At 56.0% G+C, this 21,668-nt stretch carries 22 protein-coding genes and 1 riboswitch; of the genes, 10 read left to right on the top strand and 12 right to left on the bottom strand.

Annotated elements, in window-relative coordinates; translation table 11 throughout:
• Positions 1-34 precede the first annotated feature (34 nt).
• From AC22LX_RS01820 to AC22LX_RS01805, 4 genes are all read right to left on the bottom strand, one after another.
• Positions 35-1,225 (bottom strand): cytochrome c biogenesis protein/redoxin, encoded by a 1,191-nt coding sequence (locus AC22LX_RS01820; protein ID WP_487333700.1) that lies wholly within the window; start codon positions 1,223-1,225, stop codon positions 35-37.
• Positions 1,226-1,313: 88 nt separating this feature from the next.
• A complete protein-coding gene (locus AC22LX_RS01815) occupies positions 1,314-2,666 on the bottom strand; it encodes an ATP-binding protein (RefSeq protein WP_045394244.1) in 1,353 nt (450 codons plus the stop codon).
• Positions 2,666-3,403, bottom strand: a complete 738-nt coding sequence (locus AC22LX_RS01810) for a response regulator (RefSeq protein ID WP_045394241.1) — start codon at positions 3,401-3,403, stop codon at positions 2,666-2,668. The genes AC22LX_RS01815 and AC22LX_RS01810 overlap by 1 nt, the downstream gene beginning before the upstream one ends.
• Positions 3,404-3,489: 86 nt before the next feature.
• Positions 3,490-4,482 carry an alpha/beta fold hydrolase gene (locus AC22LX_RS01805; protein WP_487333699.1) on the bottom strand — a complete coding sequence of 331 codons (993 nt, stop codon included), beginning with the start codon at positions 4,480-4,482 and terminating at the stop codon, positions 3,490-3,492.
• A 245-nt stretch (positions 4,483-4,727) separates the two neighbouring features.
• Here AC22LX_RS01805 and AC22LX_RS01800 point away from each other — a divergent pair, with 245 nt between their 5' ends.
• The 7 genes from AC22LX_RS01800 to pqqF all read left to right on the top strand — a co-directional run bounded on the left by AC22LX_RS01800 (position 4,728) and on the right by pqqF (position 11,394).
• The gene (locus tag AC22LX_RS01800; RefSeq protein ID WP_045394237.1) at positions 4,728-5,747 is read left to right on the top strand and encodes a dipeptidase; all 1,020 of its coding nucleotides are present in this window, start codon (positions 4,728-4,730) and stop codon (positions 5,745-5,747) included.
• A gap of 138 nt (positions 5,748-5,885) precedes the next feature.
• Complete coding sequence (gene pqqA / locus AC22LX_RS01795) at positions 5,886-5,957, top strand: pyrroloquinoline quinone precursor peptide PqqA (RefSeq protein ID WP_002905689.1); 72 nt, start codon at positions 5,886-5,888, stop codon at positions 5,955-5,957.
• A gap of 54 nt (positions 5,958-6,011) precedes the next feature.
• Positions 6,012-6,929: a pyrroloquinoline quinone biosynthesis protein PqqB gene (gene pqqB, locus AC22LX_RS01790; protein WP_020078734.1), complete on the top strand. Its 918-nt coding sequence runs from the start codon at positions 6,012-6,014 to the stop codon at positions 6,927-6,929.
• Positions 6,930-6,931: 2 nt separating this feature from the next.
• A complete protein-coding gene (gene pqqC, locus AC22LX_RS01785) occupies positions 6,932-7,687 on the top strand; it encodes a pyrroloquinoline-quinone synthase PqqC (protein ID WP_045394234.1) in 756 nt (251 codons plus the stop codon).
• Positions 7,688-7,689: 2 nt separating this feature from the next.
• Complete coding sequence (gene pqqD / locus AC22LX_RS01780; RefSeq protein WP_015366526.1) at positions 7,690-7,968, top strand: pyrroloquinoline quinone biosynthesis peptide chaperone PqqD; 279 nt, start codon at positions 7,690-7,692, stop codon at positions 7,966-7,968.
• Positions 7,955-9,097: a pyrroloquinoline quinone biosynthesis protein PqqE gene (gene pqqE, locus AC22LX_RS01775; RefSeq protein ID WP_045394232.1), complete on the top strand. Its 1,143-nt coding sequence runs from the start codon at positions 7,955-7,957 to the stop codon at positions 9,095-9,097. The genes pqqD and pqqE overlap by 14 nt, the downstream gene beginning before the upstream one ends.
• On the top strand, positions 9,097-11,394 hold the full coding sequence (pqqF, locus tag AC22LX_RS01770; RefSeq protein WP_487333698.1) for a pyrroloquinoline quinone biosynthesis protein PqqF: 2,298 nt from the start codon (positions 9,097-9,099) through the stop codon (positions 11,392-11,394). The genes pqqE and pqqF overlap by 1 nt, the downstream gene beginning before the upstream one ends.
• 5 nt (positions 11,395-11,399) lie before the next feature.
• Here pqqF and mrdA read toward each other — a convergent pair whose 3' ends face one another.
• The 4 genes from mrdA to AC22LX_RS01750 all read right to left on the bottom strand — a co-directional run bounded on the left by mrdA (position 11,400) and on the right by AC22LX_RS01750 (position 15,192).
• Positions 11,400-13,319, bottom strand: coding sequence for a penicillin-binding protein 2 (gene mrdA / locus AC22LX_RS01765; RefSeq protein WP_045394227.1), 1,920 nt, complete (start codon positions 13,317-13,319; stop codon positions 11,400-11,402).
• A gap of 186 nt (positions 13,320-13,505) precedes the next feature.
• Positions 13,506-14,138: a LysE family translocator gene (locus AC22LX_RS01760; protein ID WP_213292534.1), complete on the bottom strand. Its 633-nt coding sequence runs from the start codon at positions 14,136-14,138 to the stop codon at positions 13,506-13,508.
• Between the two features lie 17 nt (positions 14,139-14,155).
• A riboswitch (ZMP/ZTP riboswitch) is annotated at positions 14,156-14,235 on the bottom strand.
• Between the two features lie 9 nt (positions 14,236-14,244).
• On the bottom strand, positions 14,245-14,748 hold the full coding sequence (locus AC22LX_RS01755) for a DMT family transporter (RefSeq protein ID WP_213292533.1): 504 nt from the start codon (positions 14,746-14,748) through the stop codon (positions 14,245-14,247).
• A 9-nt stretch (positions 14,749-14,757) separates the two neighbouring features.
• Positions 14,758-15,192, bottom strand: a complete 435-nt coding sequence (locus AC22LX_RS01750) for a DMT family transporter (protein WP_045394222.1) — start codon at positions 15,190-15,192, stop codon at positions 14,758-14,760.
• A 100-nt stretch (positions 15,193-15,292) separates the two neighbouring features.
• Here AC22LX_RS01750 and AC22LX_RS01745 point away from each other — a divergent pair, with 100 nt between their 5' ends.
• Together AC22LX_RS01745 and katG are read left to right on the top strand one after the other, a co-directional pair.
• The gene (locus tag AC22LX_RS01745) at positions 15,293-16,225 is read left to right on the top strand and encodes a LysR family transcriptional regulator (RefSeq protein WP_045394220.1); all 933 of its coding nucleotides are present in this window, start codon (positions 15,293-15,295) and stop codon (positions 16,223-16,225) included.
• Positions 16,226-16,489: 264 nt separating this feature from the next.
• Positions 16,490-18,667 (top strand): catalase/peroxidase HPI, encoded by a 2,178-nt coding sequence (katG, locus tag AC22LX_RS01740; RefSeq protein WP_045394219.1) that lies wholly within the window; start codon positions 16,490-16,492, stop codon positions 18,665-18,667.
• Positions 18,668-18,743: 76 nt separating this feature from the next.
• Here the strand turns inward: katG and zapE are convergent, their stop codons facing one another.
• Both zapE and AC22LX_RS01730 read right to left on the bottom strand, forming a co-directional pair.
• Positions 18,744-19,766 carry a cell division protein ZapE gene (gene zapE / locus AC22LX_RS01735; protein ID WP_487333697.1) on the bottom strand — a complete coding sequence of 341 codons (1,023 nt, stop codon included), beginning with the start codon at positions 19,764-19,766 and terminating at the stop codon, positions 18,744-18,746.
• On the bottom strand, positions 19,750-20,358 hold the full coding sequence (locus tag AC22LX_RS01730) for a TetR/AcrR family transcriptional regulator (RefSeq protein ID WP_015366516.1): 609 nt from the start codon (positions 20,356-20,358) through the stop codon (positions 19,750-19,752). The genes zapE and AC22LX_RS01730 overlap by 17 nt, the downstream gene beginning before the upstream one ends.
• A gap of 132 nt (positions 20,359-20,490) precedes the next feature.
• On the opposite strand from AC22LX_RS01730, the gene AC22LX_RS01725 reads away from it, so the two are divergent.
• Positions 20,491-21,363, top strand: coding sequence for an arginase family protein (locus AC22LX_RS01725; RefSeq protein ID WP_487333696.1), 873 nt, complete (start codon positions 20,491-20,493; stop codon positions 21,361-21,363).
• Between the two features lie 99 nt (positions 21,364-21,462).
• On the opposite strand, the gene mgtU is transcribed toward AC22LX_RS01725, so the two are convergent.
• Positions 21,463-21,549, bottom strand: a complete 87-nt coding sequence (gene mgtU, locus AC22LX_RS01720; protein WP_251009860.1) for a magnesium transporter protection protein MgtU — start codon at positions 21,547-21,549, stop codon at positions 21,463-21,465.
• A 10-nt stretch (positions 21,550-21,559) separates the two neighbouring features.
• Positions 21,560-21,652, bottom strand: coding sequence for a protein MgtR (mgtR, locus tag AC22LX_RS01715; RefSeq protein WP_020078726.1), 93 nt, complete (start codon positions 21,650-21,652; stop codon positions 21,560-21,562).
• Positions 21,653-21,668: the final 16 nt, after the last annotated feature.

Genomic DNA, 21,668 nt, shown 5'->3' with positions numbered 1-21,668 from the left:
GATAACTGCTGTTATCGGCTTTTTTATTTCCGCCTCACGTCCGCGTTTCGCGCAGCAGTTGTTGGATCACCTGCTCCTGACGGGCATAATCGCCTTCGCCAAAGGCGGTATAGCGCAGTTGTCCCCGCGCGTCGAAGAAATAATGCGCCGGCCAGTACTGATTACCAAACGCATTCCAGATGGCGTAGTTGTTATCCGCGACAACCGGATAGTTTAGCTGCCGCTGGCTGACCGCTTCACGAAGCTGCGGCAATGATCGTTCCCACGGATATTCCGGCGTATGTACGCCAATCACCACCAGCCCCGCATCGCGATACTTATTGGCCCACGCCCGTACATAAGGCAGCGTATGCTGACAGTTGATGCAATCGCGGGTCCAAAAATCAATCAGCACCACCTTGCCCTTTAACGCCGCCTTGGTAAGCGGTGGGCTATTAATCCATGCGGTGCCGCCGTGCAAATCCGGCATAGCGCTGGTTGGCCGCGGCGCGACGGTCGGCTCCAGCCGAACCCGTTGCGGATCCTGCGGCATAAACGCGCTGAGCCGCTGCTCCAGACGATGGGTTAAACCGCTGGCGCCCTGCAGATAACGATCGCTGCCGCTGGCGATTAACGCCACCACGGCCAGCATCGCCACGCCAGCCAGTTTGCGCAACCGCCCACTTATCACCTGACCACCGCGCAGACAGGAAATCAGCCGCGCGCCGAACCACCCCAATAGCAGCAACATCAGCGCGCATCCGCTGGCATAGGAAAGCAGCAAGATGCCGGTCGTCACTGAATTTCCTTGCAACAACGCCAGGCTAAATATCGCCCCCAGCACCGGTCCCGCGCACGGCGCCCAAAGTAGTCCAATCGCCAGTCCGGCGAGCACTGAAGCGAGCCCACTGCCATAACGATAGCTCTGTTGGTTAAGTTGATTGCCCAGCGCCACCGCTGGCGATCCGAGCCAACCTGCAACGCGTGATGACAGCAAACTGATGGCCACAACGACCAAAAAGCCCAGCGCCAGCCAACGCCCAACGATAGTCAGATTGACTAACCACCCTGCTGCCGCCGTGGCCAGCAACGACACAGCGGTAAACATCAACCCCATACCGAACAACAACAAGATCAGTTGTCCCCTACGCCCGCTAACGCTGGCAAACACCAGCGGGATCACCGGTAAGGTACAGGGGCTGAGCAGCGTCAACATACCGGCCAAAAATGCAATCACAACAGCCATGATCATTCTCCTTCGCAACGTTGCCGAAGTGGCAACGTCAGCATTACAACAGGCGATTGTATGGCGGATATGTCCGTGAAACGGCGGTTTAGTATAGGGATTTATCTGCAGTTGACGTGGATACAGAAGGATACAAAGCGGCGGTCTTGAGACGTACCCGCGCCTCAAGACCGCCCTGTTGAAGATTATGCAGGGTCAAACTTCCCTGCATCTGTCCGGCGAGCTGGGCGGCGATTGCCAGCCCCAAACCGGTACCGCCGGTATCGCGATTACGTGACTGCTCGAGGCGATAGAACGGCTGCAGTACGGCGGTGAGTTCTTCTTCCGGGATGCCGGGGCCATCATCAGCAACGTGAATGATAACATCGCCATTCGGCGAATAACTCAGGCTGATTTCTACCTTTTCGGCGTATTTCAGCCCATTATCGATTAAATTACTCATGATTCGCCGCAGCGCCTGTGGCTGAAGCGCCATGACGTCCGCCCCTTTAGCGGCATGAAAACTGACCGCTTTACCGATGTCGGCATAATCACAGGCGATGCTATCCAGTAATGCATTGAGACTCATCCGCTGCGGCGCTTCTGCCAGCGGTTCGGCCGATCGTGCCAGCGCGATGCCTTCACGAACCAGTCGGGTCATGCTATCGAGATCCTGTAACAGCTTATCGCGGAGTGCCGGTTGGTCAGCCATCTCGACCCTTAGCTTCATACGGGTAATCGGCGTCTGTAAATCGTGAGAGATCGCCGCCAGGATCCGCGCGCGCTCCTGCAAATGGTCCTGTATTCGCTTTTGCATCGCGTTGAAGGCGCGCGCCGCGCGCTGCACCTCCTGCGGCCCCTTCTCGGCCAGCGGCCCTGCCGCCGGAGTAGCCGGTTGCAGCGTATCAATGGCGCGGGTAAAACGGGCCATCGGCGCAACCACCTGGCGGACGGCGTACCAGGCGCAAAATAGCAGTAACAGAAACTGAGTGACCAGCACCAGCGGCAGCCAACGCGCGATGGCCGGCAGCTTTGGCCACAGGTCAATGCTCAGCGGCGCGCCGTCGCGCAAGGTCACGTGGGCCTGAATATGTTCGCGCGGTCCAGGGACGGCGACAATACTCACAGGATAGCGACCGCTCAGAGCTTCCTGTAACGAGCGTACCGCATCGCGGGTACGCCAGCTGGTGGGATAGTCGCCAGTTTGTCCGGCAGAAAGCTGATAGCGATAGTTACCGCGCGCCAGACGCGGCAACCAATGCGGGCGTTCTTGCGCCGGAAGACGATCAAGGATAGCCACGCTAGTGGCGACATCATATTCAAGGTTGCCCAGCATGACGCTACGGGCGCTGCTCATGCGTTCGTAGAGCAGAAGCGATAGCGTCAGGGCATTCGCAAGCAGCAGAGCGAGAAAAATCATCAACATTAAGCGCGACTGCAGTGACGCCGGCCACACTTTCATTATCGCGCCTCGCGGATCGACACCGGCACTGACAGCACATAACCCTCGCTGCGCACGGTTTTGATATAGGCGGGTTCACGCGCGTCCTCCCGCAGGCGCTGTCGCAGGCGACTCACTAACAGATCGATAGACCGTTCAAACAGTTCGGCATCACGCCCTTGGGTAAGATTCAACAACTGATCGCGGTTGAGCACCCGTTGAGGATGATCAAGAAACACCCGCAGCAGGCGATATTCCGCCCCGCTTAGCGCCACAATTATGCCACTCTTGTCCAGTAGATGCCGCGCTGAGGTATCGAGCTGCCAGTCGCCAAAGGCGATAAGCCTGCCGGCTTCGCTGATTTGTAAATTGGGGGGAAGCGCGCGGGCGCGGCGTAAAATGGCTTTAATCCGCGCCAGTAGCTCCCGCGCCACGAAGGGTTTCACCAGATAATCGTCGGCCCCCATCTCGAGACCAAGTATACGGTCGCTATCTTCGCTACGCGCGGTCAACATCAGCACCGGGATATCCTGTTGGCCATCATTGCGCAACTGGCGACAAAGGGTTAAACCATCATCGCCGGGCAGCATGATATCGAGGACAATCAAATCGATTTGATGGTTTTTAAGTACGGACCACATCGCTTTGCCATTAGCTGCGCCGCTGGCGCGATAGCCCGATTTCTCCAGATAACCCACGATCAGTTCGCGGATATCGCGATCGTCATCGACAACCAGGATGTGGTCAATACGTTCCAAAGGCGTCTCCTGCGGAAAAATAAGCTCATGAAAAGCATATGCGGCTTCTCCGCAAGCGCAACTCTGCGTTTGCGCCGCGGTGAGGCTTATAAACGATCGGCGTCAATAACCGCCTGAACAAATTCCGCTGGCGCCTCCTGCGGCGGGTTATGTCCCACTGCGCCTTTGAAATCCCGATGCTCATATTTACCGGTGAATTTCGCCCGATAGGTATCCGGCGCCGGATGCGGCGCGCCATTGTTTTCCCCCTCGATGGTAATTGTGGGTACGCTAATCGCCGGCAGTTTCGCGAGTCGCTGTTCGTAGGCCGCATATTTCGCTTCGCCCTGCTCCAACCCCAGGCGCCAGCGGTAGTTGCTGATGGTGACGGCAACGTGATCCGGGTTATCCAGCGCTTTCGCGCTATTGGCGAACGTGGCCTCCGTGAATGTCCACCGCGGCGAAGCCTGATGCCAGATAAATTTGGCAAAGTCATGGGTATTTTGCCGGTAGCCTGCCTCGCCGCGCGGGGTGGCAAAGTAGAATTGATACCACCACGACAGTTCCGCCTGCGGCGGTAACGGCTTCTCGCCAATTCGCTGGCTGCTAATCAGATACCCGCTCACCGATACCAGCGACTTAACCCGCTGCGGCCAGAGCGCCGCGACGATATCCGCTGTACGCCCCCCCCAGTCAAAGCCGGCGAAATCCGCTTGCTTAATATTTAGCGCATCCATCAGATGCACAATATCCGCCGCCATCGCCGATGGCTGACCGTTACGCGGCGTTTTAGCCGACAGGAAACGAGTGGAGCCGTAGCCGCGCAGATACGGCACGATGACCCGGTACCCCTTCTGCGCCAGCGCCGGGGCCACCTGCGCGTAGCTTTGAATATCATATGGCCAGCCGTGCAGCAAAATTACCGCCTGGCCATCGCGTGGCCCCATATCGACATAACCGATATTCAAATCGCCGGCGTTGATTTGTTGCACCTTGTCGAAAGCGCCTGCGTCTTCAGCAGCGCACACGCTGGCGGACCACAGCGCGGAGAGACACTGCGCCGCCGCGCTGACATGACGGATTGCGGATAATCTGTTCATCCTCATTTCACCTTTTATCTGGAAGCGTTAAGCGAGTACGTGAACAGTTAATCAGGCCTGTGTATCCCGCATGTGTGGGATTTATCGTGTTTTTGCATCGCCATGTATGAGGGGTGTCGATTGATACAGTGTGATACAAACGCCAGATTTGGCGATTGTTGCTAAGTTGTGAATTTCCACTTGCCGCAGCGAACAAATCAGTTACCGTGTCAGGCATTTCCAGTACAACCAGCGGAGGGAGCGCTATGGCGATTTTTGATGGTCACAATGACCTGCTGCTCAATTTATGGCTTCACCATCGCGAAGATCCTGCAACCGCTTTCTTTGCCGGGATTGAGAACGGTCATCTCGACTATCCGCGCATGCAGCAAGGCGGATTTGCCGGCGGGCTATTCGCGCTATTCGTGCCGCCGCAGGAGTATATTGCCCGTATGGCGCCGCAATACGCCAGCCAACGGTGGGATCCGATCGATATCCTCTGGCAGCAGCTGGCTATCCTGAAGCAACTTGTCGCGCAGTCCGCTGGACGCTTGAGATTGTGTTTGAGCGCGGCGGATATCGAGCGCTGCCGCCAGGATAATGTACTGGCAATGGTGGCGCATATTGAGGGCGCCGGGGGTTTTGATGGCGAGGGCCACGACCTGCAGGCCTTCTATGCCGCCGGGGTACGCAGCATTGGACCGTTCTGGAATATTGCTAACCGCTTCGGCAGCGGCGTTAATGGTTCGTTTCCCGGTAGCCCGGATACTGGGCCTGGACTGACAGCGGCAGGTATCCATCTTATTAAGCAGGCCAATGCCCTGAAGATGCAGATTGATGTGTCTCATATGAATGAAAAAGCATTCTGGGATACCGCCCATCACTCGACGTCGCCGCTGGTAGCCACCCACTCCAATGCCCATGCGCTATGCCCGCAGCCGCGTAATCTCACCGATGAACAACTGCGGGCGATTCGCGACAGCGGCGGCGTGGTCGGCGTCAATTTCGGCAACGCTTTCCTGCGGGCCGACGGCAAACGCGATAGCGATACCCCATTGCGTACCATCGTTCACCATATCGACTATCTTATTAACATCATGGGCGACGATCATGTGGCGCTGGGGTCCGATTTTGACGGCATCACGCTACCGGACGAATTGGGCGATGTGAGCGGTTTACCACGGCTAATCAACGCATTGCGCCATAGTGGTTATGAACAATTGGTGCTGGATAAACTGCTGTGGGGCAACTGGCAAAAGGTATTAAAAAATGTTTGGCAACAATAGGTTATATTGTAAACATAAGGTTAAATACTTACATGTTGCCGGTTGACCTTTATCCCCCTGAGGGGCAATATTTGATTGCTATCACAAAACCGACACAACCGACGTTGTTGATGTCGCATTTTTATAGAGGAAAAAACGATGTGGAAGAAACCTGCTTTTATTGATTTACGTCTGGGTCTGGAAGTGACGCTGTACATTTCCAACCGCTAATCGCTCCGCCCGCCGTCCGTGCGGGCATTTTGTTTTTTTATCTGGTCCGTCTTCATGTTTATAAAAGTCCTCGGTTCCGCCGCTGGCGGAGGCTTTCCGCAGTGGAATTGTAACTGCGCCAACTGTCAGGGTCTGCGCAATGGCACGATTCAGGCCACTGCTCGTACTCAGTCTTCCATTATCGTGAGCGATAACGGTAAAGAGTGGGTGCTGTGTAACGCCTCTCCCGATATCAGCCAGCAAATTGCCCATACGCCAGAGTTAAATAAACAAGGCGTTCTGCGCGGCACGCATATTGGCGGCATTATTCTTACCGATAGCCAGATTGACCATACGACCGGGCTGCTGAGCCTGCGCGAAGGCTGCCCCCATCAGGTATGGTGCACGCCGGAGGTACATGAGGATCTCAGCACGGGTTTTCCCATTTTTACCATGTTACGGCACTGGAACGGCGGCCTGATTCACCATCCTGTCACTCCGCTGAATAGTTTTACCGTTGACGCCTGTCCCGACCTGCAGTTTACCGCCGTCCCCATCGCCAGCAATGCGCCGCCTTACTCGCCGTTTCGCGATAGACCGCTGCCGGGCCATAACGTAGCGCTATTTATCGAAAACCGCCGCAACGGCCAGACGCTATTCTATGCGCCGGGGCTTGGCGAACCGGACGAAGCGCTCTTGCCGTGGCTGAAAAAAGCGGACTGTCTGCTGATTGACGGCACCGTATGGCAGGATAATGAACTGCAGGCTGCCGGCGTCGGGCGCAATACCGGTCGTGATATGGGCCATCTGGCGCTTGGCGATGAACACGGCATGATGGCGCTGCTGGCCTCACTCCCAGCGAAGCGCAAAATTCTGATTCATATCAACAATACTAATCCAATCCTTAACGAGCAGTCGCCGCAGCGTAACGCCCTGACGCAACAGGGAATTGAAGTGAGCTGGGACGGAATGCCTATCACGCTTCAGGACTAACTATGCAGATTCGCGAAACCCTATCGCCACAGGCGTTTGAACAAGCGCTACGGGAAAAAGGCGCCTACTACCATATCCATCATCCGTACCATATTGCGATGCATAACGGTGAAGCCAGCCGCGAGCAAATCCAGGGCTGGGTGGCGAACCGTTTTTACTATCAGACCAATATCCCGCTAAAAGACGCCGCCATTATGGCGAACTGCCCCGATCCGCACACCCGACGCAAGTGGGTACAGCGGATCCTCGACCACGATGGCAGTCACGGCCAGGAAGGCGGTATTGAAGCCTGGCTGCAGTTGGGAGAAGCCGTGGGGCTTAGCCGCGATGAGTTACTCAGCGAGCGCCACGTGCTGCCCGGCGTGCGTTTTGCCGTCGACGCCTACGTCAATTTTGCCCGCCGGGCCAACTGGCAGGAGGCGGCGTGCAGTTCGCTAACCGAACTGTTTGCCCCGCAAATCCATCAGTCGCGCCTCGACAGCTGGCCGCAGCACTATCCATGGATCAAAGAAGAAGGCTATTTCTACTTCCGCAGCCGCTTAAGCCAGGCCAATCGCGACGTCGAACATGGGCTGGAACTGGCGAAGATCTACTGCGATAGCGCGGAAAAACAGAACCGGATGCTGGAGATCCTGCAGTTTAAGCTCGACATTCTGTGGTCGATGCTGGATGCCATGACCATGGCCTACGCACTGCAGCGCCCACCCTATCATACGGTCACCGACAAGGCGGCCTGGCACACGACCCGACTGGTATAACTATGCAAAAGAGCGCAATCATCGCCTTTCGTCGCGGCTACCGCCTGCAGTGGGAAGCCGCTCAGGATAGCCACGTGATCCTCTATCCGGAAGGAATGGCGAAACTGAATGAAACCGCCGCCGCGATCCTCGAGCTGGTCGATGGTCAACGCGACGCGGCAAAAATAATCGCCGAACTCAACGCCCGTTTCCCGGAAGCGGGCGGCGTCGATGACGACGTCATCGAATTCCTGCAGATAGCTTACCAACAGAAGTGGATTATCTTCCGTGAGCCAGAATAAACCCGCCGTTAATCCGCCGCTGTGGCTACTGGCGGAACTGACCTATCGCTGTCCGCTGCAGTGCCCCTACTGCTCTAACCCGCTGGACTTTGCTCAGCAGGAGAAAGAACTCACCACCGAACAGTGGATTGAGGTCTTTCGCCAGGCGCGGGCCATGGGTAGCGTGCAGATGGGTTTCTCAGGCGGCGAACCGCTGACGCGCAAAGATCTGCCGGAGCTGATTCGCGCCGCGCGCGATCTCGGTTTTTATACCAACCTGATTACGTCGGGCATTGGGCTCACCGAGAGCAAACTCGACGCCTTCAGCCAGGCCGGGCTGGATCATATCCAGATTAGCTTCCAGGCCAGCGATGAAGTGCTGAACGCGGCGCTGGCGGGCAACAAAAAAGCGTTCCAGCAGAAGCTGGCGATGGCGAAAGCGGTAAAAGCGCGCGACTACCCGATGGTGCTGAACTTTGTCCTGCATCGCCACAACATCGACCAGATCGATAAAATCATCGAGCTGTGTATCGAGCTGGAAGCGGATGATGTTGAGCTCGCCACCTGCCAGTTTTACGGCTGGGCATTCCTCAATCGTCAGGGATTACTGCCGACCCGCGAACAGATCGCCCGTGCTGAACAGGTCGTTGCTGATTACCGACACAAAATGGCGGCTAACGGTAATCTGACCAATCTGCTTTTTGTCACCCCGGACTACTACGAAGAGCGTCCCAAAGGCTGTATGGGCGGCTGGGGCTCGATATTCCTCAGCGTGACCCCGGAAGGCACCGCGCTGCCGTGTCACAGCGCGCGCCAGCTGCCGGTCGAGTTCCCGTCGGTGCTGGAGCAGAGCCTGGAATCGATCTGGTATGACTCATTTGGCTTCAACCGCTACCGCGGCTTTGACTGGATGCCGGAGCCCTGTCGTTCCTGTGATGAAAAAGAGAAAGATTTCGGCGGCTGCCGCTGTCAGGCCTTTATGCTGACCGGCAATGCCGATAACGCTGACCCGGTGTGCAGCAAATCGCCGCACCACCATAAAATCCTCGAAGCGCGGCGCGAAGCGGCCTGCAGCGATATAAAAATCAGCCAGCTGCAGTTCCGCAACCGCACCCGTTCACAGCTGATTTATAAAACCCGGGAATTGTGATGACCACCGCCACCCGCATCGTGGAACTGGCAGGCGGTATGCGCGCAACGCTGGTTCATCATCCGCAGGCGACGCGTGCGGCGGCGTTGGTTAAGGTGGGCGCCGGAAGCCATCATGAAACCGATGCCCTGCCGGGGCTGGCTCATTTGCTGGAACATTTACTGTTTCGCGGCAGCCAGCGTTATCACGATGATGAGCGATTGATGGCGTGGATCCAACGCCAGGGCGGCAGCGTCAACGCCACCACCCTTGCCCGCCACAGCGCCTATTTCTTCGAGGTTGCCGCCAACAGTCTGGCCGGCGGCATCACCCGTCTACGGGATACGCTCCGGGCGCCGCTGCTGTCGCCTGAAGATAGCCGTCAGGAACTGGTGGTCATCGATGCGGAAAACCGGCTTATCCAGCAGCACGATCCCTCCCGCCGTGAAGCCGCGGCCCGTCACGCGATGGCGGCGCCCGCGGCTTTTCGCCGTTTTCAGGTCGGCAGCATGGATTCGCTGGGCGGAAACTTGCCTGCGTTGCAGAGTGCGCTCGGCGAGTTTCACCAGCGCTATTATGTCGCCAGCCATCTGCAGCTATGGCTTCAGGGGCCACAGTCGCTTGATGAATTAGCCGAATTGGCCCATTTTTTTGCCGCGGGGTTCCCTGGCGGCCTGCCGCCGGAAAGCCCGCCGTCTGCGTATTTTAGCAACAATGTGGATCTTCAACTGGCCGTTGAAGACAAACCGGCGGTATGGCGTTGTCCGCTCATCGAAAAATGTGACAACGTCACCACTTTTCGCGAATTCTTACTGGATGAAGCGCCTGGCAGCCTGCTTGCCGGGCTGCGTGAATGCGGGCTCGCGGACGATATCGCGCTGAACTGGCTTTACCAGGATGAAAGCGTCGGCTGGCTGGCGCTGGTATTCAGCAGCGACCATCCCGACGCCATCCAGCAGCATGTCGAGCGATGGCTGCAGGCATTGCGGCACACCTCGCCTGAACAGCAGATGCACTATTACAGGCTGGCGCAGCGGCGTTTTGACGCACTGACCCCGCTCGAACAGCTCCGCCAGCGGGCATTGGGTTTTGCGCCCGATTCCCCGCCCGTCGATTTTGCTGGCTTCTGCGCCAGCTTGCTGTCGGCGCCGGCCTCTTCGCTGGTTTGCCGCAAAATAGCGGCTGGCGATGGCGTGGCAACCCAGGGCTTTACCTTGCCGCTCAGCCGCTGGCAGCCACGGACGATAGTGACGGATCCGCTGGCATTTAGCTTTTATCCGCAGGCGGCGACCGCTGATGCACCTGAACTGACGCTAACGACCAGTCCAATGCTGCATGTCATTGCAGATAATCAAACGCCGACGCTGATCGTTCGCAAGCCTTTCTATAGCGTGCTCAGCCAGGCGCAGGGTATGGCGATAAGCCAGCAGATCCGTCCCTTGCTCGCGCAACTTCGCCATGCTGGCGGCAGCGGCGAGTGGCAAACGGTGGACGGCAACTGGCAGCTTACTCTACAGCTACCTGAATCCGGCGGCGTAGCGGAGCGCGTCGTCACCGCGCTCATGCGCCGATTATCTCAACCCGCGCCGGGGACGGTGGTCGCACCTGAAACCATCGCCATTCGCCAGCTACTGCAACAATTACCTGAACAATTGACTATCGCTCCGCCGCAGGAGGGTTGGCTGGCGGCGATGGTAGGCGGCAGCAGCAATCTGGCGCGGCAGGTTGCCCACCTGTTGAGCTTGCTCAACGCCCCGGTCAACGCCGAGCTTCGCTCTTCGGCGGGCTGTCGCCGCGGTATTAAGCGTCTTCCTCACGCCAGCTCAGATAGCGCGCTTCTGGTTTTTATTCCATTGCCTGAGGGGGCGTCGCTGGCCGCGCTGCAACTGCTGGCGCTACTTTGCGAGCCGCAATTCTTCCAGCGTCTGCGGGTCGAACAGCAGATTGGCTACGTGGTGAGCTGCCGTTATCAGCGGATCGCCGATCGCGATGGCCTGCTGCTGGCGCTGCAATCGCCCGACCGTTCCGCCGGTAATCTACTACGCTGCTGTAAAACCTTTCTTCGCCAGTTAACGCTGTGTGGGCAAGCTGAGTTCAGCCAGTTACAACACCAGCTGGCTGAGCAGAACGGTCAGGTGCGGGACGCCAGCGCAACCGCGCTCGCCGCCCTGCGCCAGCGCTATCATCTACCGGTAGCCAAGCCGCAGGACGTTAACGAGCTGCAGCTGGACGAGATCATCGCGCTATGGCGTGAGATAACTCGCCGTCGCCGCAGTTGGCAAATCTTATATAGCGCGCCGACGACGTCCACCACTTAAGGTCGTCACTGCGCATCGGCGCTTTCGACCTGCGGAACGTTACTTTGCGCGCTATCCGCAGCTGGCGCATTCGCCGGGTCGAAGATATGGTCGAGAATCGCGCGCGCCGTCGGGCCGGCGACAACGCCATCGCCGCCGCCATTTTCGAGAATGAGCGCCATCGCCACCTTCGGATGCTGATACGGCGCAAACAGGGTATAAAAAATGTGGTCGCGCAGACGTACCGGGATCATTTTGGCATTGTAGGTCTGGTTCTCCTTCAGGCTAAACACCTGCGAGGTCCCGGACTTCGCCGCAATCTGATACGGCGCGGTATGGAACAACTTATATCCCGTCCCGTTCGGCAGGTTCGCCATGCCATACATACCGTTACGGACAATCCCCCAGTATGGCGATTTCGGGTCGCCAACCTGCGGTAAATTGGCCGGCTGCTGGTAGCGTTCGACCTTATTCCCCTGCTTCATTGAGTACAAAAGATGCGGGTTTTGTACTTTGCCATTGTTGATTAGGGTGGTCAGCGCTTTCACCATTTGAATAGGAGTGGCGATCCAGTAGCCCTGGCCGATACCGACGGAAATAGTATCACCCTGGTACCACGGTTTTTTATGGACCCGCTGTTTCCACTCTCGGCTCGGCAACACGCCAGAATACTCCTCATTCAGGTCAATCCCTGTCGGCTGTCCATAACCAAACTTGCTCAGCCACTGATGAATACGGTCAATGCCCATTTCAAAAGCGACCTGGTAGAAGAACGTATCCGCCGACTCTTCAATCGCTTTGGTCACATTCAACATACCGTGTCCGGTTTTTAACCAGTCGCGATAGCGGCGCTGAGTACCGGGTAGCGTCCAGGTTGGCGCGCCGAAGAAGGTGGTATTTGGCGTAATCACCCCGGCGGAAAGGGCTGAGAGCGCCATATACGGCTTGACCGTGGAAGCCGGGGGATACAAGCCCTGAGTGACGCGGTTAATCAACGGGCGATCCTGGTTATCGAGCAGCGATTTGTAAGCCTGGTAGCCAATCCCCTTAACGAAGGGATTCGGGTCATAGCTGGGGCTCGACACCATCGCCAGTACGCCGCCGTCGCGCGGATCGACGGCCACGACCGCGGCGCGCTGGCCCTTCAGGACCGACTCAATATACTGCTGCAAATGCAGGTCGAGCGTCAGATAGATATTTTTGCCGGCGACCGGCGGGACTTCTTTCAGTAGGCGAACGACGCGGCCGTGGTTATCTACTTCGACTTCCTGATAACCGGTGGTGCCGTGTAATTCTTTCTCGTAATAGCCTTCAATTCCCTGTTTGCCGATATTGCGATCGGCCGCGTAGTTTTCTGCTTCGCCGTTTTTCGCCAGCCGTTGTAAATCGTTATCGTTAATTTTGGAAACGTAACCGACAACGTGCGCCAGTTCCGCGCCATAGGGATAACTTCGCTGCTGGTAGCTCTCGACGGTGACGCCGGGAAAACGGAATTCGTTGACCGCGAAGCGCGCCACTTCCACATCGGTAAGATCGGATTTCAGCGTCACTTCTTTATAGCGGCTATTGTGGTGCATATCGTCGCGGAAACTGGCGATATCATCCGCCGTCAGGTCGACAATCGGGCTTAACGCCTGGAGCAGCGCCGACATATCGGCAATTTTGCTGGGGATCACCTGCAGGCGATACAGGGTGATATTTTGCACCAGCGGAATACCGTTGCGGTCGAAAATCAGCCCCCGGCTTGGCGCGATCGGCAGCATTTTAATGTCGTTCTGGTTGGAACGGGTCTGATAAAAATCGTGCTGCTCTACCTGGAGATGGTAGAGATTGAAAATCAACACGCCAAAGCAGACCACCACCAACAGGAAAGCAATGACGGCGCGGCGGATGAATAGCATCTCTTCTGCCGAGTGGTCGCGGATCTCATCTCTCAATAGGGGCATTGGCGGCAATTTACCTGAGTCACTTGAAAGCACAAAAAATAAAGGCGGGGAAGAATAGCTTTATTGACGCATTAGCCCTACAGAAAGGTTGCTAATGAACTGGCAGAAATGTATCAGTATGTTAGAACGTGAGATGCCTTTCTCAACCGGAGAAAGGCATAAGCATGCGGGGTTCGCCAGTAACGGTTATTTTCTGGCCTCAAAGGCAATTTTTACGGCCATTCCGGCAAGTACCGTCGCCATCAGCCAACGTTGAAATTGTTGCCAGCCCGGCCGCCGCCCAAGAAACAGCGCCACCTGCCCGGCCAGCATAATAATAAGTCCGTTTACCGCCACGCTTATTAGCGCCTGGGTGCAGCCTAATATTAGCGACTGACTCAGCACGCTGCCGAGCCCGGGGGTGATGAACTGTGGCAGCAAAGACAAATACATGATAGCCACTTTAGGATTCGCCAGGCTGGTAAGAAGGCCCATCAGAAACAGCTTACGCCCGCTATCCGCCGGTAAGTCGCGAACTGCGAAAATCGGCCGCCCACCGGGTTTAATCGCCTGCCACGCTAAATAGAGTAAATAAGCCACTCCGCAAATTCGCAACGCGTCGTAGGCATAGGGTACGGCGAAAACCAGCGCGGTTATGCCAAAAGCCGCGCACAGCATATAACAGAAAAATCCCAGCGCAACGCCAGCAAGAGAAATAAAGCCGGCGCGTTTTCCCTGGCAAATCGACCGTGAAGTGAGGTACATCATGTTGGGGCCAGGAGTTAATACCAATCCCAACGCCACCACGGCAAAAGCCGATAATGAAGCTAATTCAGGCATAACTTATCTCCAGATAGGGGTAATGCCCAGGCGCGCGGCGTACTTGACCATGCTCCCCAACAGTATTCTGTCTTTAGCGCCAGTCACATGGTGTCTAAGTATTAGCTTATTCCCGTTCGGTCGACAACCATTTCGCCTTTCCCGACCGTTTTGTCGGCTCAACTGCCCCTGATACGCCAGACGCGTATATAAAGTACAGCGCTAGCGCCAAACACAGCGCCGCCGCCAGGCGTTGTGGCGAAAAGGCAATAGCGCTATTCCCCAACCACCCAAAATTGTCAATCAGCAAGCTCATCGCGAGCTGACCAAATATTACCGCCACCGTCGCCGTTGCCGTGCCGATTCGCTGTACTGCCAGCACCATGATGACAATATAGGGTACCCCGCAGAACGCCCCAAGCAGTTGCCACTTTGGCACATCCAGCAGCGTCATCGACTGCTGCGGAGCAAAGAAAACGATCAATAAACCGGTCACCAACGCGCCAATGGAAAAGGTCAAAAATGCGCTACGCAATATTCCGACATGTGCGCCAAGACGGCCATTCACCGCAGCCTGTACGCTTAGCAATGCGCCGCCAATCAGCGACAAAATAATCATCAATATATTCATATCAGCACCTCAATCAACGGCAATCAGCACTAATGCCGCCACAATGAACAACAGCGCAATAACCCGGCGGCGATCTATTTTTCGCCGCGGACTACCAAACCAGCCAAAATGATCGATTAACAGGCTTTTACATACCTGACCGGCGAGAACGCCGGTAATTGTCATTGCGATGCCGATCGCCGGAGTCACAATCGTTAATATCACCACATAACCGGGCCCCAACAGACCACCGGTTAATTGCCAGCCGGGGAGCGAAAAAAAAGAGGGACTCTGTCGCGGGCTAAAAAAAAGCATCAGTAAAAATGTTAATGCCGCGCCAATAGAGAAAATACTCATTGTTGCCCATAAATCACCGACCTGACCCGCCAGCGGCCCCAACAAACCTGCTTCTACGGACAGCCCCATTCCGCCGGCAATCACTAAAAAAATCAGCATACGCTGCATATTAAATACTCTTCAGTTGTTAAGAGCGGAAGAGAATAGAACGGCGCGCTAATGCAAAAAATAGTATAGTGTTGTAAACACCTTTGCAGGATCTGCATCAATGGCCGACGTAGGTAACATCAATCTCCGCGCCCTCCAGCTATTTATCGCCGTGTATGACAGCCATAGTTTTTCCGTTGTCGCGCGCCGTGAAGGCGTATCCCCTTCTCTTATCTCACGGGTCATCCAGCAACTCGAGGATGCGCTAGGCCAGCAGTTGTTCTATCGCAATACGCGTGCGGTCGTTCCAACGGAGGCCGGAAACCTTTTTGCTGACTATGCCCGCGGGATGACCGAGCAATTCGCTCACGCGCAACGCGAATTACAAGATCGCACCCAACAACCTGGCGGACTTATGCGCATCAACGCCCCGGTCTACTTCGGCCAACGGCATATCGCGCCATGGTTAGCCGGACTGGCCGATCGTTATCCCGCGTTGGAGTTCGAATTAATTCTGACCGATGACTTTGTCGATCCTCATCGCCAGGCGACTGATATCATTTTTCGCATCAGCGCCCTGCCTGACGCCAGCTATCACGCAAAGGTTTTTGGCGCCCAGCGCTATTACCTCGCCGCAGCGCCTGGTTACCTTTCCCGTTTCGGCGCGCCGCAATCGCCTTCTGAGCTCAATCAACATCACACGCTGGTGTATCGCGGTTCACAGGGAGCTAACCGTTGGCTTTTTCGCCAGGGGGAAGAAGAGTGGACCCATTACCCGCAAACACCGCGGCTAATCTCAAACAACGCCGATGCCCTTCTCACTTCAGCGATTGGCGGAATGGGTATTGTTCTGTTTCCAGACTGGATGGTGGGCGATGCGCTGGCGCAGGGAACATTAGTTTCGCTGATGAATGACTACAGCGTTGGCATCAACCATTTGCCCTCTTACATTGCCGCGATTTATCCGCATGCTCGTCATCCGTCGCTCAATGTACGCACCGTGATTGATTATTTTACCGACGTTTTCGGCACGCCGCTTTACTGGCAACGCTAATCCATTCATCGCAGTAAAATTGTCATATCTCAAACAATTAGCGATCCGTAGCGGTTAACGCATCATAACGTTTCCTTTACCGCTGCGTTACGACTATGTTTAAAGGTGTGGTTTTGAATTTCGCCGAGTAAACACACTAAAACACTGGTTTTAATTATGTTTGTTGAACGGTAAAAGCTATTAAATCCGTAGACTCATTCAAATATCGCTTATTGGTAGCAGTGTATATCGTAATGGCATTCACAAAAGCAAACGGAGCCTGATATGAGCACGTCAAATGATCCCACTAATAACCCATCCGCAGGGAAATGCCCTTTCCACGCCGAGACGCCGAAGCAAAGCGCCGGCAGCGGTACCGCCAACCGTGACTGGTGGCCCAACCAACTTCGTGTTGACCTGCTGAATCAGCACTCCAATCGTTCTAACCCGTTGGGTGAAAACTTCAACTATCGGGAAGAGTTCAAAAAGCTCGACTACTCCGCATTGAAAGCCGACCTTCGCGCGCTGCTGACTGACTCCCAGGAGTGGTGGCCTGCCGATTGGGGCAGCTACATTGGCCTGTTTATTCGTATGGCGTGGCACGGCGCGGGGACTTACCGTACCGTCGATGGCCGCGGCGGCGCGGGTCGCGGGCAGCAGCGCTTCGCCCCGCTTAACTCCTGGCCAGATAACGTCAGCCTTGATAAAGCCCGTCGTCTGCTGTGGCCGGTGAAACAAAAATATGGTCAGAAAATCTCCTGGGCCGACCTGTATATGCTGGCGGGTAACGTGGCATTAGAAAACGCCGGCTTCCGTACCTTCGGTTTCGGCGCAGGGCGTGAAGACGTGTGGGAACCGGACCTCGATGTTGACTGGGGCGATGAAAAAGAGTGGCTGAAACATCGCCACCCGGAAAGCCTGGAAAAACAGGCGCTGGGCGCCACCGAAATGGGTCTCATCTATGTCAACCCGGAAGGCCCTAACGCCAGCGGCGATCCGCTTTCCGCCGCGGCAGCCATTCGTGCGACCTTCGGCAATATGGCGATGGACGATGAAGAAATCGTCGCGCTGATCGCCGGCGGCCATACGCTGGGTAAAACGCACGGCGCCGCACCGGCAAGCCACGTTGGCCCGGAACCGGAAGCCGCCCCGCTGGAATCTCAGGGTCTTGGCTGGAGCAGTACTTACGGCAGCGGTGTAGGCGCGGACGCCATCACCTCGGGTCTGGAAGTCGTATGGACGCAAACCCCGACCCAATGGAGCAACTACTTCTTCGAGAACCTGTTCAAATACGAATGGGTACAGACGCGCAGCCCGGCGGGCGCTATTCAGTTCGAAGCGAAAGATGCGCCGGAGATTATTCCCGATCCGTTTGATCCGAATAAAAAACGCAAGCCGACCATGCTGGTGACGGACCTGACGCTGCGCTTCGACCCGGAATTCGGCAAAATCTCGCGCCGTTTCCTGAACGATCCGCAGGCCTTCAACGAAGCCTTCGCACGCGCCTGGTTTAAGCTGATTCACCGCGATATGGGGCCAAAATCCCGTTATCTCGGGCCGGAAGTGCCAAAAGAAGATCTGATTTGGCAAGATCCGTTACCGGCACCGACGCATAACCCAACCGCCTCCGACATCGCCACGCTGAAAACGGCCATTGCGGATTCAGGCCTGTCGGTTAGCGAACTGGTCTCCGTTGCCTGGGCTTCCGCCTCAACCTTCCGCGGCGGTGATAAACGCGGCGGCGCTAACGGCGCGCGTCTGGCCCTGCTGCCGCAAAGAGAGTGGCCGGTAAACGCCATCGCCAGCAAAGTGCTGCCAACTCTGCAGGCCATCCAGAAAGCGTCGGGTAAAGCTTCTCTGGCGGATATCATCGTTCTGGCTGGGGTCGTGGGCGTTGAGCAGGCTGCCGCCGCTGCCGGCGTTCGCGTAAACGTGCCGTTTGCGCCGGGTCGCGTTGATGCGCGCCAGGATCAGACCGACGTTGAAGCAATGGATCTGCTGCAGCCGCTGGCCGACGGTTTCCGTAATTACCGTCGCATCGAAGGCGGCGTGTCGACGGAGACCCTGCTTATCGATAAAGCGCAGCAGCTAACCCTGACGGCGCCGGAAATGACGGCGCTGGTCGGCGGCCTGCGCGTGCTGGGCGCTAACTTCGACGGCAGCCAACATGGCGTCTTCACCGATCGCGTCGGCGTCCTCAGCACTGACTTCTTCGTCAACCTGCTGGATATGGGCACCGTATGGAAAGCCGCCGATGAACAGGCTGAGCTGTTTACCGGTCGCGACCGTAAGAGCGGCGAAGAGAAATATACCGCCACTCGCGTTGATCTGGTGTTCGGTTCTAACTCAGTCCTGCGCGCGCTGGCCGAAGTCTATGCCTGCGCCGATGCGCAACAGAAATTCGTTACTGATTTCGTTGCCGCATGGACGAAAGTGATGAATCTGGACCGCTTCGATCTGTAATTCCCCTGCCCGCCGGTGAATAATCGGCGGCAGGTTACTCTGTTAAAGCGCCGCTCATTATCGAGAGGCGCTTTTTTTATGCTTCCCGAGAGAGCTGCTGTAACCGGCTGTAGGTGCGCTGAATATCATCCAGCTCCACATCCGCCACCAGTGTTTCCAGCCCGCAATCGGTAATTAATATTAAGCGGCACTGTTTTTCATACAAAATATCCACCACGTTGATAAAGCGCTGCTGTGCCGCCGGGCTAACGCGCGCCAACGGTGGAACCTTCTCGACGAGCCAGTTCTGGTGTTGCTCACATAGCGTCAGGTAATCCATAACCGAGGTAGGCGCAAGGCAGAGCTGGTCGAAAGTGAAATGCAGAAAAGCACCTTGCCGAGATGCCGTCTGCAGGGTGCGATAACCTACTTGCAGAGCCTGCGCCTGCAGGGCAATATCCGGCAAACCGAGCGTCGCGCGAGTACTGGGGGTTGGCTGCACCAACAGTTTTCCCTGGCAGAAATCATTCTCCAGCGAGGCATGTCGCTCGCGGTAATCCTGTTCGCCGTTGAGCGCCGTTACCGTCATATGATGTTTAATGAGGTTAATGGAAGGCAAAAAACGTTCGTGATAGAGCGGATTCGTCAGCAAACGGTCGGGGGGATAATTGGAGGTCGCTAATAAGACGATATTTCGCGCGAACAAATGCTCCAGTAGCACCTTTATCAACATCGCATCAGCCGGGTCATGAAGATGAAACTCATCAAAACAGAGCAGACGACAGTTGTCGGTCATTTGCGCGACGACCTCTTGCAATCGCGGCGCCGAAGGGGCGTTCAGCCGCTGATGGAGCTCGCGGAAAAAGTGATGAAAATGCACCCGCCGCTTTTCACGCAGCGGCAAGCTGGAAAAGAAGCTATCGAGAATAAAGCTCTTCCCGCGCCCGGTTCGCCCCCAGACGTACAATCCTTGTATTGCCGTTTGCTGCCGGAATAACTGCTGGCTCAGCATTTGCAAGTTGGCGACCAACGCGAGCTGGTCGGCATCAAGGGTGAGATTTTCTTTTGCCGCCCGTTGAGCCATCACGGCGCTAAAACAGAAATCAGCGTACTGTGGCATGGGATTCACTAGCGCTATTTTTATTGAGAATGGTTGCCATGACGTTGTCAAAATGCGGCAGATCCTTAGCCACGGTAAATGCGGGATTCATCGCTTTACGGCCAATCAGACCATCGATGAATGCAAAGATGGTGAGCGTTGCTTCTTCGACGTTAACGTGTGGGCTGAGCTCGCCAGCGGCAATTCCTTGAGCAATAATCTGTGCCATTCCGTCGCGCATGATCCTGTCGCTATTGACGAAAATCTGCCGCAGCGCCGGCTTTCTTGCCGATTCCGCAATGATTTCCACCCACAGCTGGTGCGAAGAGGGATACCCCACTTCTTCTATACAGGAAACGGCTAAGGCGCAAATCTGCGCAAAATGGGAACCTTCGAAGCGCTCCTGATGCTTAGCTAATGCCGATTTTTGCTCTTCAAGGATAATCGCCTCAATGAGTTCATCTTTGCCCTTGAAGTAGGTGTACATCGCGCCGAGGCTAATACCTGCGCGCAGTGCAATTTCGCGCACGCTGGTTCCATTAAATCCTTTTTCGGCAAAGCACGCCGCCGCGGCGACAATCAGCTTATGGTACGTTTCTGAATTATTTAACATTTCAACTACCTCCGGCGATGGGCAATTCTACCTGCTTCTGCCGTTTTTTGCTTGCCATCGTGCATCGCGCGTTTCATTATAAATGAATGAACGTTCGTTCATTTAATTGCACATGCCTGAGGCGAGGATGATATGGCTCAAAATACTTACCACACACTGCGTTTACTTTTCCCGCAGTGGCAAGGCGGTAACAATCCGCCCTACTTTTTCGGTTCGCAGCTGCTGGCGTGGCTGGCGCCGCCGGCCCAGGGCGCCGTTGAGGAGGTCAGCGTCCCCGCCCCGACCAAGGCTCCGCTGGTTAATGAAGAGGGTATTGTCGGCCGCCGTGCGGTAGTTGAACAGCTGTTTGATGCGCAAGACAAAATCACCAGAACTCAGCCAGAGTCCATCGTCACCTTAGGGGGCGATTGCCTGGTCTCTCTGGCCCCCTTTGCCTGGCTTGCGGAAAAATATGGCGATAAATTGGGGGTGTTATGGATTGATTCTCACCCGGACATTATGACGCCAGAGCAGTTCCCACATGCCCATGCCCACGTTCTTGGGGCGTTGATGGGCAATGGCGACGTGGAACTAACCCAGGTGGTCAGAAAGCCATTATCGCCTGGCAAAGCGCTTATTGCTGGGATCCATAGCCCCCTCGATGTCGAAAAACAGTTTATTACTGAACGCGGTATCGCCACCTTAAGCCCATCAGAGCTGCGTCAGAATCCGCAGGCGATCGACGAGTGGATAGCGCGCGAAGGTGTTGAGTACCTGGCCATCCACCTCGATCTTGATGTCCTCGACCCGGCCCTGTTTCGAGCGGTGCTGTTTGCTCGTCCGGGGCGCGGCGTACACGACTTCGGCGATGTCGCCGAAGGGAAACTGACGATTGCCGAAGTGGTTAATTTTATCAATCAAGCTGCCGCTCAGGCCAAACCGGTGGGACTCACCGTCGCCGAACACTTGCCGTGGGATGCCCTAAACCTGAAGAATATGCTCGAAGCTCTGCCATTATTGAGCTAATCGACGCGTTCCCCGTGGTGGAAAGCGCCAATTGCCATGTTGCAGGAATACCGCAGGACTTTACCTCAGGCCCGGAGCAATAATGCCCCGGGCCTTAAACTACCTAATCCAGACGGTGAGTAAGACTATCACCACCATCATCAACACGGCCTGGAGAAAGATTGGGTCTAACGACGTTTTGCGCATAGTCCCCCCGCTATTCAAAGATTTGCCGTATCGCCAGCGCCAGTACCAGCAAACCGGCCAGTAAAAACATCCAGGCGATGAGATCCTCCGGTGAACGATTCATCGTCATCCTCCTTTTT

It is taken from the genome of Klebsiella sp. PK01, assembly GCF_057624675.1.
The sequence above is the reverse complement of the archived record's forward strand: the minus strand, read 5'-3'. Positions and strand labels throughout refer to the sequence as shown.

Bases quoted from the DNA above. Each gene is read 5' to 3' on its own strand.
- AC22LX_RS01820 (WP_487333700.1), bottom strand. From the start codon at position 1,225: ATGGCTGTTGTGATTGCATTTTTGGCCGGTATGTTGACGCTGCTCAGC.
- AC22LX_RS01815 (WP_045394244.1), bottom strand. From the start codon at position 2,666: ATGAAAGTGTGGCCGGCGTCACTGCAGTCGCGCTTAATGTTGATGATT.
- AC22LX_RS01805 (WP_487333699.1), bottom strand. From the start codon at position 4,482: ATGAACAGATTATCCGCAATCCGTCATGTCAGCGCGGCGGCGCAGTGT.
- AC22LX_RS01800 (WP_045394237.1), top strand. From the start codon at position 4,728: ATGGCGATTTTTGATGGTCACAATGACCTGCTGCTCAATTTATGGCTT.
- pqqB (WP_020078734.1), top strand. From the start codon at position 6,012: ATGTTTATAAAAGTCCTCGGTTCCGCCGCTGGCGGAGGCTTTCCGCAG.
- pqqC (WP_045394234.1), top strand. From the start codon at position 6,932: ATGCAGATTCGCGAAACCCTATCGCCACAGGCGTTTGAACAAGCGCTA.
- pqqD (WP_015366526.1), top strand. From the start codon at position 7,690: ATGCAAAAGAGCGCAATCATCGCCTTTCGTCGCGGCTACCGCCTGCAG.
- pqqF (WP_487333698.1), top strand. From the start codon at position 9,097: ATGACCACCGCCACCCGCATCGTGGAACTGGCAGGCGGTATGCGCGCA.
- mrdA (WP_045394227.1), bottom strand. From the start codon at position 13,319: ATGCCCCTATTGAGAGATGAGATCCGCGACCACTCGGCAGAAGAGATG.
- AC22LX_RS01760 (WP_213292534.1), bottom strand. From the start codon at position 14,138: ATGCCTGAATTAGCTTCATTATCGGCTTTTGCCGTGGTGGCGTTGGGA.
- AC22LX_RS01755 (WP_213292533.1), bottom strand. From the start codon at position 14,748: ATGAATATATTGATGATTATTTTGTCGCTGATTGGCGGCGCATTGCTA.
- AC22LX_RS01750 (WP_045394222.1), bottom strand. From the start codon at position 15,192: ATGCAGCGTATGCTGATTTTTTTAGTGATTGCCGGCGGAATGGGGCTG.
- AC22LX_RS01745 (WP_045394220.1), top strand. From the start codon at position 15,293: ATGGCCGACGTAGGTAACATCAATCTCCGCGCCCTCCAGCTATTTATC.
- katG (WP_045394219.1), top strand. From the start codon at position 16,490: ATGAGCACGTCAAATGATCCCACTAATAACCCATCCGCAGGGAAATGC.
- zapE (WP_487333697.1), bottom strand. From the start codon at position 19,766: ATGCCACAGTACGCTGATTTCTGTTTTAGCGCCGTGATGGCTCAACGG.
- AC22LX_RS01730 (WP_015366516.1), bottom strand. From the start codon at position 20,358: ATGTTAAATAATTCAGAAACGTACCATAAGCTGATTGTCGCCGCGGCG.
- AC22LX_RS01725 (WP_487333696.1), top strand. From the start codon at position 20,491: ATGGCTCAAAATACTTACCACACACTGCGTTTACTTTTCCCGCAGTGG.
- mgtU (WP_251009860.1), bottom strand. From the start codon at position 21,549: ATGCGCAAAACGTCGTTAGACCCAATCTTTCTCCAGGCCGTGTTGATG.
- mgtR (WP_020078726.1), bottom strand. From the start codon at position 21,652: ATGAATCGTTCACCGGAGGATCTCATCGCCTGGATGTTTTTACTGGCC.